The sequence below is a fragment of the Streptomyces sp. NBC_01092 genome (genome assembly GCF_045039535.1).
Taxonomy (GTDB): domain Bacteria; phylum Actinomycetota; class Actinomycetes; order Streptomycetales; family Streptomycetaceae; genus Streptomyces.
The window spans coordinates 2,505,628-2,521,411 of the sequence record NZ_CP108659.1; the positions used below are offsets into that span (position 1 = coordinate 2,505,628).

18 protein-coding genes are annotated in these 15,784 nt (G+C 71.5%); 4 read left to right on the forward strand and 14 right to left on the reverse strand.

The features are described 5' to 3' along the window. Positions 1-32 precede the first annotated feature (32 nt). The 5 genes from der to aroH all read right to left on the reverse strand — a co-directional run bounded on the left by der (position 33) and on the right by aroH (position 4,491). Entirely contained in the window at positions 33-1,511 is a 1,479-nt protein-coding gene (der, locus tag OG254_RS11015; protein WP_405580058.1) for a ribosome biogenesis GTPase Der, read from the reverse strand. 79 nt (positions 1,512-1,590) lie between these two features. Beyond that, positions 1,591-2,178 carry a lysophospholipid acyltransferase family protein gene (locus tag OG254_RS11020; protein ID WP_351201138.1) on the reverse strand — a complete coding sequence of 196 codons (588 nt, stop codon included), beginning with the start codon at positions 2,176-2,178 and terminating at the stop codon, positions 1,591-1,593. A 53-nt stretch (positions 2,179-2,231) separates the two neighbouring features. Beyond that, a complete protein-coding gene (gene cmk / locus OG254_RS11025; RefSeq protein ID WP_147996892.1) occupies positions 2,232-2,918 on the reverse strand; it encodes a (d)CMP kinase in 687 nt (228 codons plus the stop codon). Between the two features lie 122 nt (positions 2,919-3,040). Further along, positions 3,041-4,126 carry a prephenate dehydrogenase gene (locus tag OG254_RS11030; protein ID WP_147996891.1) on the reverse strand — a complete coding sequence of 362 codons (1,086 nt, stop codon included), beginning with the start codon at positions 4,124-4,126 and terminating at the stop codon, positions 3,041-3,043. Further along, entirely contained in the window at positions 4,123-4,491 is a 369-nt protein-coding gene (gene aroH, locus OG254_RS11035) for a chorismate mutase (RefSeq protein WP_405580061.1), read from the reverse strand. Before aroH ends, OG254_RS11030 begins: the two co-directional genes overlap by 4 nt. 239 nt (positions 4,492-4,730) lie before the next feature. Here aroH and OG254_RS11040 point away from each other — a divergent pair, with 239 nt between their 5' ends. The 4 genes from OG254_RS11040 to OG254_RS11055 are packed head-to-tail and all read left to right on the forward strand — an operon-like array spanning position 4,731 to position 7,202. Next, positions 4,731-5,393: a hypothetical protein gene (locus tag OG254_RS11040; protein WP_405580063.1), complete on the forward strand. Its 663-nt coding sequence runs from the start codon at positions 4,731-4,733 to the stop codon at positions 5,391-5,393. A gap of 24 nt (positions 5,394-5,417) precedes the next feature. Then, positions 5,418-6,002, forward strand: a complete 585-nt coding sequence (locus OG254_RS11045) for a DUF6529 family protein (RefSeq protein ID WP_405580065.1) — start codon at positions 5,418-5,420, stop codon at positions 6,000-6,002. Beyond that, positions 5,999-6,436: a Rieske (2Fe-2S) protein gene (locus OG254_RS11050; protein ID WP_405580068.1), complete on the forward strand. Its 438-nt coding sequence runs from the start codon at positions 5,999-6,001 to the stop codon at positions 6,434-6,436. The genes OG254_RS11045 and OG254_RS11050 overlap by 4 nt, the downstream gene beginning before the upstream one ends. A 22-nt stretch (positions 6,437-6,458) precedes the next feature. Beyond that, a complete protein-coding gene (locus tag OG254_RS11055; RefSeq protein WP_405580070.1) occupies positions 6,459-7,202 on the forward strand; it encodes a DNA polymerase beta superfamily protein in 744 nt (247 codons plus the stop codon). Here OG254_RS11055 and OG254_RS11060 read toward each other — a convergent pair. The 9 genes from OG254_RS11060 to OG254_RS11100 all read right to left on the reverse strand — a co-directional run bounded on the left by OG254_RS11060 (position 7,128) and on the right by OG254_RS11100 (position 15,781). Next, complete coding sequence (locus tag OG254_RS11060) at positions 7,128-7,916, reverse strand: DNA polymerase beta superfamily protein (protein WP_405580072.1); 789 nt, start codon at positions 7,914-7,916, stop codon at positions 7,128-7,130. The two genes, OG254_RS11055 and OG254_RS11060, sit on opposite strands and share 75 nt — an antisense overlap. A gap of 3 nt (positions 7,917-7,919) precedes the next feature. Next, positions 7,920-8,942: an ADP-ribosylglycohydrolase family protein gene (locus OG254_RS11065; protein WP_405580074.1), complete on the reverse strand. Its 1,023-nt coding sequence runs from the start codon at positions 8,940-8,942 to the stop codon at positions 7,920-7,922. Beyond that, positions 8,939-9,700 (reverse strand): NUDIX hydrolase, encoded by a 762-nt coding sequence (locus OG254_RS11070; protein ID WP_405580076.1) that lies wholly within the window; start codon positions 9,698-9,700, stop codon positions 8,939-8,941. The genes OG254_RS11065 and OG254_RS11070 overlap by 4 nt, the downstream gene beginning before the upstream one ends. A gap of 67 nt (positions 9,701-9,767) precedes the next feature. Further along, a complete protein-coding gene (locus OG254_RS11075) occupies positions 9,768-11,183 on the reverse strand; it encodes an MFS transporter (protein ID WP_405580079.1) in 1,416 nt (471 codons plus the stop codon). A gap of 54 nt (positions 11,184-11,237) precedes the next feature. Then, positions 11,238-11,786, reverse strand: coding sequence for a TIGR03086 family metal-binding protein (locus tag OG254_RS11080; RefSeq protein ID WP_405580082.1), 549 nt, complete (start codon positions 11,784-11,786; stop codon positions 11,238-11,240). Further along, positions 11,783-12,748: a sigma-70 family RNA polymerase sigma factor gene (locus OG254_RS11085; protein WP_405580085.1), complete on the reverse strand. Its 966-nt coding sequence runs from the start codon at positions 12,746-12,748 to the stop codon at positions 11,783-11,785. Before OG254_RS11085 ends, OG254_RS11080 begins: the two co-directional genes overlap by 4 nt. Before the next feature lie 101 nt (positions 12,749-12,849). After that, positions 12,850-13,971, reverse strand: coding sequence for a pseudouridine synthase (locus tag OG254_RS11090; protein WP_405580087.1), 1,122 nt, complete (start codon positions 13,969-13,971; stop codon positions 12,850-12,852). Next, positions 13,971-14,624, reverse strand: coding sequence for an SMC-Scp complex subunit ScpB (scpB, locus tag OG254_RS11095; protein WP_405580090.1), 654 nt, complete (start codon positions 14,622-14,624; stop codon positions 13,971-13,973). The genes OG254_RS11090 and scpB overlap by 1 nt, the downstream gene beginning before the upstream one ends. Next, complete coding sequence (locus tag OG254_RS11100) at positions 14,621-15,781, reverse strand: segregation/condensation protein A (RefSeq protein WP_405580092.1); 1,161 nt, start codon at positions 15,779-15,781, stop codon at positions 14,621-14,623. Before OG254_RS11100 ends, scpB begins: the two co-directional genes overlap by 4 nt. Positions 15,782-15,784 lie beyond the last annotated feature (3 nt).

The window sequence follows — 15,784 nt, forward strand, 5'->3', positions numbered from 1 at the left end:
CCGATGCGGGCCGCCCCTTCCTCCATGTCCGCTTACTTCTTCTTGCCGCGCTTCTCGCGCACCCGCACCGAGATGTGGATCGGCGTGCCCTCGAAGCTGAACTCCTCGCGCAGCCGGCGCTCGATGAAGCGGCGGTAGCCGGCCTCGATGAAGCCGGAGGCGAAGAGCACGAACCGCGGGGGCTTGGTGCCCGCCTGGGTACCGAACAGGATCCGGGGCTGCTTGCCGCCGCGGATCGGGTGGGGGTGGGCGGCGACCAGCTCACCGAGGAAGGCGTTCAGCCGGCCGGTCGGGACCCGGGTCTCCCAGCCCGCGAGGGCCGTCTCGATCGCCGGAACGAGCTTCTCCATGTGGCGGCCGGTCTGCGCCGAGACGTTCACCCGGGGCGCCCAGGCGACCTGGCCGAACTCGGTCTCGATCTCCCGCTCCAGGTAGTAGCGGCGCTCCTCGTCGAGGGTGTCCCACTTGTTGTAGGCGATGACCAGCGCGCGGCCCGCCTCGACGGCCATCGTCACGATGCGCTGGTCCTGGACCGAGATGGACTCGGAGGCGTCGATCAGGATGACCGCCACCTCGGCCTTCTCGACGGCGGCGGCGGTGCGCAGCGAGGCGTAGTAGTCGGCGCCCTGCTGGAGGTGGACGCGCTTGCGGATGCCGGCCGTGTCGACGAACTTCCAGGTCACGCCGCCGAGTTCGATGAGCTCGTCGACCGGGTCACGGGTGGTGCCGGCCAGTTCGTTGACGACGACGCGCTCCTCGCCCGCCACCTTGTTGAGCAGGGAGGACTTGCCGACGTTCGGGCGGCCGATCAGCGCGATACGGCGCGGGCCGCCGATGCCGCCCCCGCCGAACGCCTCGCGCGGCGCCTCGGGCAGCGCCTCCAGGACGGCGTCGAGCATGTCGCCGGTGCCACGGCCGTGCAGCGCGGAGACCGGGTGCGGCTCGCCGAGGCCGAGGGACCACAGGTACGAGGCGTCCGCCTCGCCGCTGGGGCCGTCCACCTTGTTGGCGCACAGCACCACGGGCTTGCCGGCCTTGCGCAGCAGTCGTACGACGGCCTCGTCGGTGTCGGTGGCGCCCACCTTGGCGTCGACGACGAACACGACTGCGTCGGCGGCCTCGATCGCGAACTCGGCCTGCGCGGCCACGGAGGCGTCGATGCCGAAGACGTCCTGCTCCCAGCCGCCGGTGTCGACGACCTTGAAGCGGCGGCCCGCCCACTCCGCCTCGTAGCTCACGCGGTCGCGGGTGACGCCGGGCTTGTCCTCGACGACGGCCTCGCGGCGCCCGATGATGCGGTTCACGAGGGTCGACTTGCCGACATTCGGCCGTCCGACGACGGCGAGCACGGGCAGCGGCCCGTGGCCGGCCTCCTCGATGGCGCCCTCGACGTCCTCGAGGTCGAAGCCCTCTTCCGCGGCGAGCTCCATGAACTCCGCGTACTCGGCATCGCCAAGCTCTCCGTGGTCGTGCTCCTCGCCCGAGCCCTCGGAGTGGATGTGGTCGTTCATGAAGTCCGTACCTCGTCGTTCATCGTGGTGATCGGTGGACACCCCGGTTTTTCCGGTTTGATCCACTACTCAGTGTCGCCTAGCGGCCGGTCAGCCGCCTGGCGTTTTCCAGGTGCTCGGTGAGCTGCTTCTGGATGTGCTCGGTCGCCTCGTCCAGCGCCGTGCGGGTGCGCCGTCCGCTGCCGTCGCCCGCCTCGAAGGGGTCGCCGAAGACGACGTCGACGTGGTGGCGCAGCGGAGGCAGCCCCTTTACCAACCGTCCTCGCTTCTCGGAACTTCCCAGCACGGCGACCGGGACGATCGGAGCGCCGCCGCGCACGGCGAAGTAGGCGAGCCCGGCGCGCAGCGAGGCGAAGTCGCCCTCGCCACGGGTGCCCTCGGGAAATATGCCGAGGACCCCGCCGTTCGACAGGACGCCGAGCGCCTGCGTGATCGCCGCCCGGTCGGCGGCGTGCCGGTCCACCTTGACCTGGCCGATGCCGGTCAGGAAGCGGTCGAGCGGGCCGACGAACGCTTCCTTCTTGATCAGGAAGTGCACGGGCCGGGGCGACACGCCCATCACCATCGGACCGTCGACGTTGTGGCTGTGGTTGACCGCGTAGATCACCGGCCCCGCCGCGGGCACCTTCCAGGCACCCAGGACCCGCGGCCGCCACAGCCCGTACATCAGGGGGACGCCGATACGCCGGCCGATCTCGACGCCCCGTTCGGACGGAAGGTTCACTTCGCGGCTCGCTTCTCCTCGACGAGCGTCACGACGCACTCGATGACCTGCGGGAGCGTGAGCTCGGTGGTGTCCACCTCGACCGCGTCGTCCGCCTTGGCGAGCGGCGAGGTCTTGCGGGAGGAGTCGGCCGCGTCGCGCTTGATCAGGGCCTCGCGGGTGGCGTTGACGTCGGCGCCCTTGAGTTCCCCGCTGCGCCGGGCGGCACGGGCCTCCGCCGAGGCGGTGAGGAAGATCTTCAGGTCGGCGTCGGGCAGCACGGTCGTTCCGATGTCGCGCCCCTCGACGACCATGCCGTACTCGGCGGAGGTCGCCAGCGTGCGCTGGAGCTCGGTGATCCGCGCCCGCACCTCGGGCACCGCGCTGACCGCGCTGACCTTGGAGGTGACCTCCTGCGTGCGGATCGGACCGGCCACGTCGGTGCCGTCGACGCTGATCGTCGGGTCGGCCGGGTCGGTGCCGGAGATGATCTCGGGCTTGCCGGCGACGGCGGCGATCGCGGTCGGGTCCTCGATGTCGATGCCGTTGCTCACCATCCACCAGGTGATCGCCCGGTACTGGGCGCCGGTGTCGAGGTAGCTCAGCCCGAGCTGTGCGGCGACGGCCTTCGACGTGCTCGACTTGCCCGTGCCGGACGGGCCGTCGATGGCGACAATCACGGGCTTGGCGGCACCGTTTTCCACGGGGGGACACCTTCCTGGTGCGGTGTGGCGGGAGTGTGGGGACGCGAGGGCGCCCCGCACAAGGTTACTGGGTTCCCGTCACTCGTCCGGCCGGGCACCGCTCGGCTCCCCTGCTGACGCAGCTACTGGCGCAGCGCCCAGCCCCGCTCCCGCAGCGACGCGGACAGCACGGGCGCCGCCTTGGGCTCCACCATGAGCTGCACCAGACCGGCCTGCTGCCCTGTCGCGTGCTCGATCCGTACGTCCTCGATGTTGACGCCGGCCAGCCCGGCGTCCGCGAAGATCCGGGCCAGCTGTCCCGGCTGGTCGTCGATGAGCACGGCGACGACCTCGTAGACCCGTGGGGCGGTCCCGTGCTTGCCGGGCACACGCACCTGTCCCGCGTTCCCGCGCCGCAGCACGTCCTCGATCCCGGCCGTGCCCTCGGTCCGCTTGGCCTCGTCGGACGACTGGAGCGCACGCAGCGCCCGCACCGTCTCCTCCAGGTCGGCGGAGACGTCGGTGAGCAGGTCGGCGACGGGCCCGGGGTTCGCGGAGAGGATGTCGATCCACATCCCGGGATCGGAGGCCGCGATCCGGGTCACGTCCCGGATGCCCTGGCCACACAGCCGTACGGCCGCCTCCTCGGCGCTCTCCAGGCGCGCGGCGACCATGCTGGACACCAGATGGGGCATGTGGGACACCAGGGCGACCGCCCGGTCGTGGGCGTCGGCGTCCATGACCACCGGCACCGCACGGCAGTGCGAGACGAGTTCCAGGGCGAGGTTCAGCACCTCGGTGTCGGTGTCGCGGGTCGGCGTCAGCACCCAGGGCCGGCCCTCGAAGAGGTCCCCGGTCGCGGCCAGCGGGCCGGATTTCTCGCGGCCCGACATGGGGTGCGTGCCGATGTACGACGACAGGTCGAGGCCGAGCGCCTCCAGCTCACGACGCGGCCCGCCCTTGACGCTGGCCACGTCGAGGTAGCCGCGGGCCACGCCCCGGCGCAGGGCGTCGGCGAGCACCCCGGCCACGTGCGCGGGCGGGGCGGCGACGATCGCGAGGTCGACGGGCCCGTCGGGGGCCTCGTCGGTGCCGGCGCCGAGCGCGGCCGCGGTGCGGGCCTGCTCGGGGTCGTGGTCGGCGAGGTGGACGACGACGCCACGCTGGGACAGGGCGAGCGCGGCGGACGTACCGATGAGGCCGGTACCGATGACGAGTGCGGTTCTCACTGGGCGATGTCCTTGCGCAGGGCGGCCGCGGCGCCGAGGTAGACGTGGGCGATGTCGGCGCGGGGCCGGTCGGACTCGATGTGCGCGAGGACGCGGACGACCCGGGGCATGGCGCCCTCGATGTCCAGTTCCTGGGCGCAGATCAGCGGTACGTCGGCGAAGCCGCTGCCGAGCTTGCGGGCGGCGGCCGCCGGGAAGTCGCTGTGCAGATCGGGCGTAGCCGTGAACCAGACGCTGATCAGGTCGTCCGCGGTGAGGTCGTTCCGCTCCAGGATCGCGGTGAGCAGGGCCCCGACCTGCTCGTCCATGTGGCCGGCCTCGTCCCACTCCAGTTGGACGGCCCCCCGGACCGCTCGTACCGCCACGGCGCTGCTCCTTGCTGATGTACGGATCGGCTCTTCGGGAGTCCAGCCTAGTCAGCCCCCGTGCGGTGGACGCGGGTCGCCCGCCCGCTGAGACACCTGGACCCCCGCGGTCCGCTTTGAGTCACTGTCACCCGTCCATCCCGATTTCGCTACCAGACCGCGAACGCCACCGTGCGCCTCTGGACGCCGGGCCACGGCTCCGCTCTCATGGGCAGGAAGCTCGCCTCGGGGGAGGCCTCATGAAGCGTCCGGGACCCTTGCTCACCCTTCTCGCGGGACTGTTGGTCGGCGTGTTCATGCTGGCGCTCAATGCGACGACGGGGACGAAGAGCGCGGCGTCCTCGTCGGCGGACACGACGAAGCAGTCGCCGAGCCCCACGCAGACGACTCCGCCTCCGACATCGCCACCGTCACCGTCACCGTCCAGAACTCCGATTCCCGATGCCGGCTACGCGGGCCGCACCGACGACGACTCCGCCGCCGTCGCTCTCACCCTGCGCGACGGCAGGGCCGTGGCCTACTTCTGCGACGGCCGCGCCAAGGAGTCGTGGTTGAAGGGCCCCGTGAACGCCGACGGCACCATGCGGCTCACCGCCAAGGACGGGTCCGTGCTGAACGGGGCCCTCAAGGAGGGCAAGAGGGTCCGCGGCACGGTCGAGATCGACGGTGGGCGGTACGCCTTCACCGCCGACAAGACCAAGAAGCCGTCGGGCCTGTACCGGGCCACGACCACCGTGCGTGGCGCCGAGGTCGACGGGGGCTGGATCGTGCTGCCGGACGGCCGGCAGGTCGGCGTCCTCACCCGCGACGGCAGGCCCTCGGCCGCCCCGGAGATCGACCCGGAGACCGGCGCGGTGACGGTCGACGGACAGCAGCTCACGGCCCGCCCGGCCGTCCCCTGATCCCCTTCGTCACGGGAGTCGATCATGACCGTCGACCCGAACGCCCTCACCCAGGACTTCCCGTCTCCGCAGCCCGGCCACCGCCGCCCGGGTGCGGCCCGCTACGTGGTCCCCGCCCTGGTCGCCGGCGCGGTCGCGGTGGCCCTGGGCGTGTACGGCAAGGTCCACGACCCGGCCGGGACGGTCTTCAACCTCGCCGGGTTCAGCAGTACGAGCGCGATGAAGTCCTGGCTGGCGACGGTGGCGATCTTCTTCGCGCTGGTCCAGCTGGTCTCCGCGCTGATGCTGTACGGCAGGCTGCCGGGGCCCTCCTGGTCGGCCGCGCTGCACCGCTGGTCGGGCCGCGTGGCGTTCCTGGTCGCCGTCCCCGTGGCGGTGCACTGCCTGTATGCGCTGGGCTACCAGACGTACGATTCGCGCGTTTTCTTGCACTCTCTTCTGGGTTGCTTCTTCTTTGGTGCTTTCAGTGCAAAGATGCTGTTGATCCGCTCGGAGCGGCTTCCTGGTTGGCTGCTGCCGATCGTCGGCGGAGCGGTCCTGGCCACTCTCGCGATCGTCTGGCTGACTTCCGCCCTCTGGTTCTTCCGCACCTTCGGAGTGACGACATGACCAACCGTCCGACCCGGCGCACGATCCTCATCGCCACGGGCGCGACGGGCGCGACGGCGCTCGTCGCGAGCTGCGGCGACTCGGGCGACTCCGGAGACGGCGGCGACCCGACGCCGACCTCCACCACCGTCTCCCCCGGCGAAGAAGGCGAGGAACTGGCCAGCACGTCCGACATCCCGGTGGGCGGCGGCACGATCTTCAAGGACGAGAAGGTCGTGGTGACCCAGCCGGAGCAGGGCCAGTTCAAGGCCTTCTCCGCCATCTGCACGCATCAGGGGTGCACGGTCGGCTCCGTCTCGGACGGGACGATCAACTGCCCCTGTCACGGCAGCAAGTACGACATCACGGACGGCGCGGTGGCCAATCCTCCGGCCACGAAGCCGCTGCCGGCGAAGAACATCGTCGTCGAAGGAAATTCGATCCGCCTCGTGTGACCAGCCGCGTACCCTCCGGGGCATGCACCCCGAGACCCTGGTCCGCGACCACACGATCTACGCCTGTGTGATGGGCTCGCGCGCCTTCGGTCTGGCCACGGACGGCAGCGACACCGACCGCCGGGGCGTGTTCCTCGCTCCCACGCCGCTCTTCTGGCGCTTCGACAAGCCGCCGACCCATGTCGACGGCCCGCTGGAGGAACAGTTCAGCTGGGAGCTGGAGCGCTTCTGCGAACTGGCCCTGCGCGCCAACCCGAACATCCTGGAGTGCCTGCACTCCCCGTTCGTGGAGCACGTCGACGACACGGGCCGCGAGCTGCTGGCCCTGCGCGAGGCGTTCCTGTCCCGCCAGGCGCACGAGACGTTCACGCGCTACGCCCTGGGCCAGCGCAAGAAGCTGGAGGCCCACATCCGCCTGCACGGCGCCCCGCGCTGGAAGCACGCGATGCACCTCCTGCGCCTCCTCGCGAGCGCTCGCGACCTGCTGCGCACCGGCCGCCTCACGATCGACGTGGGCGACCGGCGCGAGGCGCTGCTGGAGGTCAAGCGGGGCGAGGTCCCGTGGCCGGAGGTGGAGTCCCGGATGACGCGCCTGGCGAGCGAGGCGGAGGAAGCCGCCCACCACAGCCCGCTTCCGACGGAACCGGACCGCCGCCGGGTGGAGGACTTCCTGATCCGGGTCCGCCGCGCCTCAGCTCTCCAGCCGGGTCCGTACGACGAAGGCGTGCAGGGCGTCGTAGACACTCGGGGCGTCGGGCAGCACTGACGCCGCCTGCGCCTCGTCGAGTACACCGTGCAGCCGCTCGACGTCGGCCGCCACGCGCGCGTGCTCGACGTCGGCGTCCCCGTGCTCCCGCTCCGCCTTCGCCGCGATCAGCTCCGGCAGATAGCGCGGGGCATCGACCTCCCCGATCAACGTAGGCAGATGCGGCTGCACCTCACCGCTGCGCATCAGATGGATGCCGGTGAGCAGGACCCGGAAGGTGTAGAGCAGCGGCTTGAGCTCCCCGGTCTTCTCGAACAGCCGCCACTGCGTGGTCGCGAACCCCCGGTAGTGGTGGGCATGGTGACCGGTGAGCACGCCTGGCGCGAGCTCGGTCAGCTCCCGGTGGGCGTCCGTGGTGTGCACGACGAGCGGCGACAGCAACTGCTCCAGCACATAGCCGTTGCGGCGCAGCATCAGCCGTACGAACTTGCGCAGGTCGTGCGTGACCAGGTCCATCTCGACGCCGTCCCGCACCCGCCCCCGAGCTCTCGACTCCGCTCGAGCAGGGAGGTACCCCCTTCGCGACCGCGTCTCGTCCGGCTCACGCAGCCCGACGAGGTCGGCGGCCGGCAGCAGGTGCACGCCCCGCAGGTCCACGTCGCTGTCGCGGGACGGGAAGCCGTACAGATGCGCGCCCGAGACGGTCGCGAACAGCACCGGGTCGGGCTGCTCGGCCACGACGGGCGCGAGGTCGATGTCCAGGGCGTCGATCATCCGTCAAGCGTCCCAGAGCGCTCCGAGGGTCAGCAGGTCCCCCCGGTACTCGATCCGGTCCGCCCACTCCGTCGGCCAGACGTCCGCGCCGAGCCAGGCGCCCGCGAACGCGCCGGCCAGGCAGGCGATGGAGTCCGAGTCCCCCGCGGTGCAGGCGGCCCGCCGCAGGGCCGTGAGCGGCTCGTCGACGAACCACAGGAAGCACAACAGCCCGGTGGCCATGGCCTCTTCGGCGATCCAGCCCTCGCCGGTCGCCAGGCACGGGTCGGTCTCGGGCGAGACGCTGCGCACGGCCTCCTGCAGGCGGTCCAGAACGCCCAGGCACTCGTCCCAGCCGCGCGCGATGAAGTGCTCGGGGGTGGGGTCCTGGCTGCGGGTCCACAGGTCGCCGAGCCAGCGCTCGTGGTACTGGGTGCGGTTGTCGTAGGCGTACGACCGCAGCAGCCCCACCAGGCCGGTGGGCTCGGCGCCCTGCGCGAGCAGCCGTACGGCGTGCGCGGTGAGGTCGGACGCGGCGAGCGCCGTCGGATGACCATGGGTGAGCGCGGACTGCAACTGGGCGGCGCCCGCGCGCTGTTCGTCGCTCAGCCCGGGGACGAGCCCGACCGGCGCGACGCGCATGTTGGCACCACAGCCCTTGGAGCCGAGCTGGCTGGCGTCCTGCCAGGGCCTGCTTTCGTCCTTCAGCAGATTGCAGGCGACCAGGCAGGTCCGGCCCGGTGCGCGGTTGTTCTCCGGTGACTGGTACCAGTCCACGAACTCCTCGCGCACCGGCCGCTCCAGTCGCTTCGGCCCGAGCACGCCCCGGTCCATCGCCGTCCGCAACCCCTTCCCCAACGCCAGCGTCATCTGCGTGTCGTCGGTGACGATCGCCGGCGTCGGCAGGTCCATCTCGCGCCAGGGCCCGCACTTGGCGAGGATCGACGGCACGTCGTTGAACTCGGTCGGGAAGCCGAGCGCGTCGCCGAGGGCGAGGCCGAGCAGGGAGCCGGTGGCGGCGCGCTTGCGGACGGTGGTCGTGGTCATGCGGGGCGTCCTTCCGAGGTGGGCCGCAGCAGGGGCGGATGCAGGGCGGTGGCGGTGCCCGCGCGGTACAGCGCGGCCGGTTTGCCGCGGCCGCCGGTGAGCCGGGCAGCGCCGGGGACCGGTTCGACGAAGCCCGGCGTGGCGAGCACCTTGCGGCGGAAGTTGGGCCGGTCGAGGGCCGTGCCCCAGACCACCTCGTAGACCTGCTGCAACTCGCCGAGCGTGAACTCGGGCGGGCAGAAGGCGGTGGCGAGACCGGAGTACTCCAGCTTCGCGCCGACACGTTCATGGGCGTCGGCCAGGATCCGGTCGTGGTCGAAGGCGAGCGGCCCCGCCTTGTCGTACGGCACCCAGCGGGCCTGCGCGGCGTCGCTGCCGCCGTGCGGTTCGGGAGGGTGGGGCAGCAGAGCGGCGAAGGCGACGGTCACGACCCGCATCCGGGGGTCGCGGTCGGGTTCGCTGTAGGTCCGCAGCTGCTCCAGGTGCAGCCCGGAGACGTCCGACAGGCCGGTCTCCTCGGCGAGTTCACGCCGGGCGGCCCTCTCCGCCGACTCGTCCGGCTGCACGAAACCGCCGGGCAGCGCCCAGTGCCCCTGGTACGGCTCCTGTCCGCGCTCGACGAGCAGGACGTGCAGGACGCCGTCGAGGATCGTGAGGACGGCGAGGTCGGCGGTGACGGCGAAGGGTTCATGGGCGTACTTGTCGTAGCCCGTCTTGTCGTAACCCGTCTTGTCGTTGGCCATCTTTTCGCTGTCCATGCGAACCCACCCCCTTAATAGTCACTACGACTATAAAGAGGGTGGGGGCGCTACGACAACCCCTGCGCTAGGTACGGCCGCGGGAGGGCGCGAACGCCGCCACCCCCGCCCCGACGGCCGCCGTGCCCGCCGTCACCCACAGCGCCGCACCGGCGCCTTCGATGAACGCGGCCGGCGAGCCGTAGCCGCCGTACGTCGTGAACACGGCGGCGGCGATGGCGATCCCGAAGACCCCGCCCAGCTCGCGCAGCGCGTTGTTGACGCCGGCCGCGACGCCCGCGTCGCCCAGGGGGACGGACGAGGTCACGGCGTTGGCCACGCTCGGGAAGACCATGGAGATGCCGACGCCGGCGACGATCAGCGGGACGACGAGGCTGCTGTACCCGACGCCGGGTTCGACCTGCCAGGCCAGCAGGGCGAGGCCCGTCGCCTGGAGCACCAGGCCGCCGAACATGAACGGCCGGGTGCCGTACCGGTCGGAGAGCGCCCCGGCGATCGGCGCGATCAGCAGCGGTGTGGCGTTCCAGACGAGGATCCGGACGCCCGCCTCCAGCGGGGAGTAGCCGAGGCCGAGCTGGAAGAGCTGCGTGATCATGAACAGGGCGCCGAGCAGCGAGGCGAAGAGGAGGAAGGCGGAGGCGTTGGCGGTCGAGAAACCGCGCCGCCGGAAGTGGGAGAGGGGCAGCATCGGATAGCGGGCTCCCTTCCGCTCCCAGCCCACGAAGGCCGCCACGAACACGACGCCGAGCGCCAGCGCGGTCAGCACCTCGGCGCTCCCCCACCCGACCTCGGGCGCGCGCACGGGTGCCCAGGCGAGGCCCGTCAGGCCCACGGCCGCCAACACCAGTCCGACCAGGTCGAGTTGGGGGCGTGTGCCGTAGCTCTCGTGCAGCTTGCGGGCGGCGAGGGGGATCATGGCGAGCCCGATGGGCACGTTCAGCCAGAAGATCCACTGCCAGGACAGCCCCTCGGTGACGGCCCCGCCCAGTACCGGTCCGGCGGCCACGCCGAGTCCGGTCACCCCGCCCCACATCCCGATGGCGACGCCCCGCTTCTCGGCCGGGAACGCCTCGCTGATCAGGGTGAGGGTGAGCGGCAGCAGTACGGCGGCCCCGGCGCCCTGCAGCACGCGCGCGCCGATGAGCTGGCCCGGGCCCTGGGCGAGGGCCGCGGCGGCCGAGGCGAGCGTGAAGACGGCGAGGCCCAGGACGTACATCCGCCGCCGCCCGAACCGGTCGCCGAGTGCGGCGCCGGTCAGGGTGAGGCAGGCGAAGACGAGGTTGTAGGCGTTGATCGTCCACTCCAGCTCGGACAGGCTCGCGCCGAAGTCGGCCCGCAGGGCGGGCAGCGCGGTGGCGACGACCACGACGTCGAGGGAGCACAGCAGCGCGCCGAGCCCGGCGAGGGCGACGGTCCACACACGTCGCGTCGGCGCCTGTTCGGCGGGTGGCGTACGCAGAGGAGCCTTGAGCGTGTCGGTCATGATCGTGCCTTCCGTGAGTTCCGTAGGAGGTCGCTCACGGAAGGCAGACCAGGCTCACTCCGGAAAGGAATCGCGGCGGCCCAGGAAGGCGAGCAGCCGGACGTCGGCACGCGCGCGCGGCGGAACCAGGACCTGCGCGCCGAACCGCACGCCCCGGTCCTCCTGAGCGACGACACAGCGGGCGACATTCAGAAGCTCGGCCGCGAGCGGCACCGGGATGGGCCTCGGCCGACCGCAGGCCTGGGCGACGTCCCACCCGTGCACGGCGATCTCGACGGCGCCCACGGCGCCCATCACCCGCACGTCCAGCGGCCGTTCACCGACCAGGACACGCTCCTCGGCGGGCCCGGTGGCCCAGGCGCCGAGCACCGCGCACGCGCGCGTGCGGAAGCCACAGGCCCGGTCGGCGCGCGGGAACAGCCCGATCCGCCCGCCCGTCAGCCCCTCGTACAGCGCGTCCAGCGAGTCGTCGAGATGCGCGAGCAGCTCCTCCAGGTCCCACTCGGCGCAGGGCGTCCCCCGCCCCAGGCTCACGGTCCGGACCTCGGCGACGCTGCCCAGCGCGTAGGCGAGGGAACGCTCCAGCAGCTCCCCGGAGTTCATGACAGCTCCTGAGGCAGCCCGCACCGGTCCAGCACGCGCGCGGGATCGAGGAAGGCCGTGATCCGGGCCAGGAGCCCCTTCTCCACCGTGAGCACCTGCAGGGAGTGCGCCCGCATGACGCCGTCCTCCCCGCGTACGTACATCGCCACGGCCGGCTGCCCGTTCGCGCGCGTGCGCAGCATCCGCAGGGTGCCCTTCTCGTGCACGCGCGCGTGCAGGAAGCGCAGCACGTCCTTCTTGCCGCTGTACCACTCCAGGTAGGGCGGCATCTGAAGTTCGACACCGTCCTGGAGGAGACCGATCAGCGTGTCCACGTCGGCGTTCTCGAAGGCGGCCACATACCGGTCGAGCACCTCGCGGTCGGCGGCGTCCTCCGGCTCCTCGACGAGGTCCTCGTCCGGCGCCACCTCGTCGAGACGGGCACGCGCGCGTTGCAGGCTGCTCTTCACGGCCGCCGTGGAGGTGCCGAGCAGCGAGGCCACCTCGGTCGCCCGCCACGCCAGCACGTCCCGCAGGATCAGCACGGCACGCTGGCGCGCGGACAACTGCTGAAGCGCCGCGACCAGCGCCAGCCTGAGGCTCCCCCGTGCCGCCACGACGTTCGCCGGGTCGACGAGCGCGTCCGGCAGCGGCTGGAGCCACGGAACGTCGGTCACAGGGGCCGTCAGCGGCTCCTCAGGCGTCTGTGCGGGCCCGCCGAGCCCCGAGGGCAACGGACGTCGCGCGCGGCTCTCCAGAGCCGTCAGACACGTGTTGGTGGCGATCCGGTGCAGCCAGGTCCGCAGGGACGCCCGGCCCTCGTAGCCGTCGTAGGACCGCCAGGCCCGCAGATACGTCTCCTGCACCAGATCCTCGGCCTCGTCGACCGACCCCAGCATCCGGTAGCAGTGCGCGAGCAGCTCCCGCCGGTACGGATCGGTCAGCCGTACGAACTCGTCACGGTCCACCGTGGTCGCACTCATCCCCGCTCCCTCCGTCACTGATACAGACCGGCGGAACGGCGAAAAAGAATCGGCCGGCCCCGGACGCATTCCGGAACCGGCCGCCATGTGCGCGTGCGGGTCTACAGATCGACTTCGTTCATCAGCATGCCGACCTCGGTGTTCGACAGCCGCCGCAGCCAGCCCGACTTCTGGTCGCCCAACGTGATCGGGCCGAAGGCGACGCGCACCAGCTTGTCGACCGGGAAGCCCGCCTCGGCGAGCATGCGGCGCACGATGTGCTTGCGGCCCTCGTGCAGGGTGACCTCGACCAGGTAGTTCTTGCCGGTCTGCTCGACGACCCGGAAGTGGTCCGCGCGCGCGTAGCCGTCCTCCAGCTGGATGCCGTCCTTGAGCTGCTTGCCCAGGTCGCGCGGGATCGGGCCCACGATGTGCGCGAGGTAGACCTTCTTCACGCCGTACTTGGGGTGGGTCAGCCGGTGCGCCAGCTCGCCGTGGTTGGTGAGCAGGATCACGCCCTCGGTCTCGGTGTCGAGCCGCCCGACGTGGAAGAGACGCGTCTCCCGGTTGGTGACGTAGTCACCGAGGCACTGCCGGCCCTCGTTGTCCTCCATCGTGGAGACGACACCGGCGGGCTTGTTCAGCGCGAAGAACTGGTACGACTGCGTCGCGACCGTCAGGCCGTCGACCTTGACCTCGTCCTTCTCCGGGTCGACCCGCTTGCCCTGCTCCAGGACGATCTCGCCGTTGACCTCGACCCGGGCCTGCTCGATCAGCTCCTCGCAGGAGCGCCGGGAGCCGTAGCCCGCACGCGCGAGCACCTTCTGCAGCCGCTCGCCCTCCTGCTCGGCGCCCGGGAAGGTCTTGGGCAGCTTGACGTCCTTCTTGCCGGCGTAGCGCTCGCGGTTGCGCTCCTCGGCCCGCGCGTCGTACTCACGGGAACTCGCCGGAGCCGTACGACCGCGCCCGGTGCCCTGGCCCTGCTTGGGCCCGCCCTTGGCGCCGCCGCGCGCCGAGGCGCCACGCCCCGACTTCGGCCCCTCCTGGGTGCCGCCGGGGCCTACGTCGTAGCGCCGCTCCTCCGGGCGCGGCCTCTTCGGCCGGCCGCCCTGCTTGTCGTCGCGGTTGCTCCCGGCGCCACGGGGATTACCGCGGCCACCGCTGCTCCCGCCGCGGCCGCCGCTGTTGCCACCACGGCTCCCGCCGTTGTTTCCGCTGCTGTTCCTGCCGCTACTGCTTCGCATCAAAGTTCCGTCTTGTCGTCTGCGTCCTCGGAATCCGGAGCGTCCGGATCGAACGACGGGACTCCTTCCAGCGTCTCGGCCTCGATCGCCTCCGCCTCCGGGAGGAAGGGCGCGAGCTCCGGGAGCTCGTCCAGACCGCGCAGGCCCATCCGCTCCAGGAAGTAGTTCGTCGTCGTGTACAGGATCGCACCTGTTTCGGGTTCCGCGCCCGCCTCCTCCACCAGCCCGCGCTGCAGGAGGGTGCGCATCACACCGTCGCAGTTCACTCCGCGCACGGCCGAGACACGGCTGCGGCTGACCGGCTGGCGGTAGGCGACGACCGCGAGCGTCTCCAGGGCGGCCTGGGTGAGCCGGGCCGTCTGGCCGTCGAGCACCAGCCGTTCGACGGCGGCGGCGTACTCGGCACGGGTGTAGAAGCGCCAGCCGCCCGCGACGAACCGCAGCTCGAAGCCCCGCCCCTGCACGGCGTACTCGTCGGCCAGCTCCCGCAGGGCGTCGGCGATCTGCCGCCGGGGCCGCTCCAGGAGCTTCGCGAGGCGCTCCTCGGTCGCGGGCTCGTCCACGACCATGAGCATCGCCTCCAGGGCGGGCTTGAGGTCGAGTTCCGCGACGGTACGCAGTCCGACGGGCAGTTCGGTGGTGTCCTCGCTCACGCCTTCTTCTCCTCCTTGGGCGGCTCGGGCGGCCGGTCGAACTCGTCGGTCACCGTCGGCTCCCCGTCCCCGTCCCCGCCGGTCCAGCGCACGAGGAGCTCGCCGAGCGCGGTCTCCTGGTCGAGGGCCACGGCCTTCTCCCGGTACAGCTCGAGAAGGGCCAGGAAGCGCGCGACGACGGTGAGGGTGTCATCGGTGTCCTCGATCAGGGACTGGAAGCTGGCCTCGCCGAGCTCCTTCAGCCGAGCGACGACGATCCCGGCCTGCTCCTGCACGCTCACCAGCGGCGCGTGGATGTGATCGACGTAGACCTGCGGCTTGGGCTTGGGCTGCATCGCCTTGACCGCGAGCCTGGCGAATCCTTCCGCCCCGATGCTGATGACGACCTCGGGGAGCAGCTCGGCATGGTGCGGTTCGAGCCCGACGGTCCGCGGATAGCGCCGGGCCTCGTCGTCGAGGCGCCGGCTGAAGATGTCGGCGATCTGCTTGTACGCCCGGTACTGCAGCAGCCGCGCGAACAGCAGGTCCCGCGCCTCCAGCAGCGCGAGGTCGGCCTCGTCCTCCACCTCGGCGGAGGGGAGCAGCCGGGCCGCCTTGAGGTCGAGCAGGGTCGCCGCGACCACGAGGAACTCGGTCGTCTCGTCGAGGTCCCAGTCCGGCCCCATCGCCCGGATGTGCGCCATGAACTCGTCGGTCACCTTGGACAGCGCGACCTCGGTGACGTCCAGCTTGTGCTTGGAGATCAGCTGCAGGAGGAGGTCGAAGGGGCCCTCGAAGTTGGAGAGGCGGACCTTGAAGACGCCGCTGTCACCGGACTCGGCCTCGTCCTGCTGGGCAGGGGGCTCAGGAGCGGGTTCGGCGACGGGATCCACATGTGCCGGCGGCTCTGGTTCCGAATATGCCGACGGCTCTGGTTCCGACTCGGTCTCGGGCTCCGGCTCGGGAGCGACGACCTGAGGCTCCGGCTGAGGCTCGGGAGCAATGACCTGAGGCTCCGGATCCGGCTCCGGGACCACGACTGCGGGAACCTCGGGCTCCGGATCCTCGCGCACCGGAGTCGACACAGGTGCGGGCGACGACCCCGGCCCCCGACCCAGCGCACGCCGACGGCCGCCGGAGGCACCGGCACCGTGGGCGGGAACGTCGTTCGAGGTCATGGC

What these genes read in the sequence shown, in the direction of transcription:
- OG254_RS11050 (WP_405580068.1), top strand. Translation starts at nt 5,999, where the DNA reads ATGACCAACCGTCCGACCCGGCGCACGATCCTCATCGCCACGGGCGCG.
- OG254_RS11100 (WP_405580092.1), bottom strand. Translation starts at nt 15,781, where the DNA reads ATGACCTCGAACGACGTTCCCGCCCACGGTGCCGGTGCCTCCGGCGGC.
- OG254_RS11070 (WP_405580076.1), bottom strand. Translation starts at nt 9,700, where the DNA reads ATGGACAGCGAAAAGATGGCCAACGACAAGACGGGTTACGACAAGACG.
- OG254_RS11085 (WP_405580085.1), bottom strand. Translation starts at nt 12,748, where the DNA reads ATGAGTGCGACCACGGTGGACCGTGACGAGTTCGTACGGCTGACCGAT.
- OG254_RS11045 (WP_405580065.1), top strand. Translation starts at nt 5,418, where the DNA reads ATGACCGTCGACCCGAACGCCCTCACCCAGGACTTCCCGTCTCCGCAG.
- OG254_RS11080 (WP_405580082.1), bottom strand. Translation starts at nt 11,786, where the DNA reads ATGAACTCCGGGGAGCTGCTGGAGCGTTCCCTCGCCTACGCGCTGGGC.
- OG254_RS11090 (WP_405580087.1), bottom strand. Translation starts at nt 13,971, where the DNA reads ATGCGAAGCAGTAGCGGCAGGAACAGCAGCGGAAACAACGGCGGGAGC.
- OG254_RS11065 (WP_405580074.1), bottom strand. Translation starts at nt 8,942, where the DNA reads ATGACCACGACCACCGTCCGCAAGCGCGCCGCCACCGGCTCCCTGCTC.
- OG254_RS11075 (WP_405580079.1), bottom strand. Translation starts at nt 11,183, where the DNA reads ATGACCGACACGCTCAAGGCTCCTCTGCGTACGCCACCCGCCGAACAG.
- OG254_RS11040 (WP_405580063.1), top strand. Translation starts at nt 4,731, where the DNA reads ATGAAGCGTCCGGGACCCTTGCTCACCCTTCTCGCGGGACTGTTGGTC.
- OG254_RS11020 (WP_351201138.1), bottom strand. Translation starts at nt 2,178, where the DNA reads ATGTACGGGCTGTGGCGGCCGCGGGTCCTGGGTGCCTGGAAGGTGCCC.
- OG254_RS11060 (WP_405580072.1), bottom strand. Translation starts at nt 7,916, where the DNA reads ATGATCGACGCCCTGGACATCGACCTCGCGCCCGTCGTGGCCGAGCAG.
- der (WP_405580058.1), bottom strand. Translation starts at nt 1,511, where the DNA reads ATGAACGACCACATCCACTCCGAGGGCTCGGGCGAGGAGCACGACCAC.
- OG254_RS11055 (WP_405580070.1), top strand. Translation starts at nt 6,459, where the DNA reads ATGCACCCCGAGACCCTGGTCCGCGACCACACGATCTACGCCTGTGTG.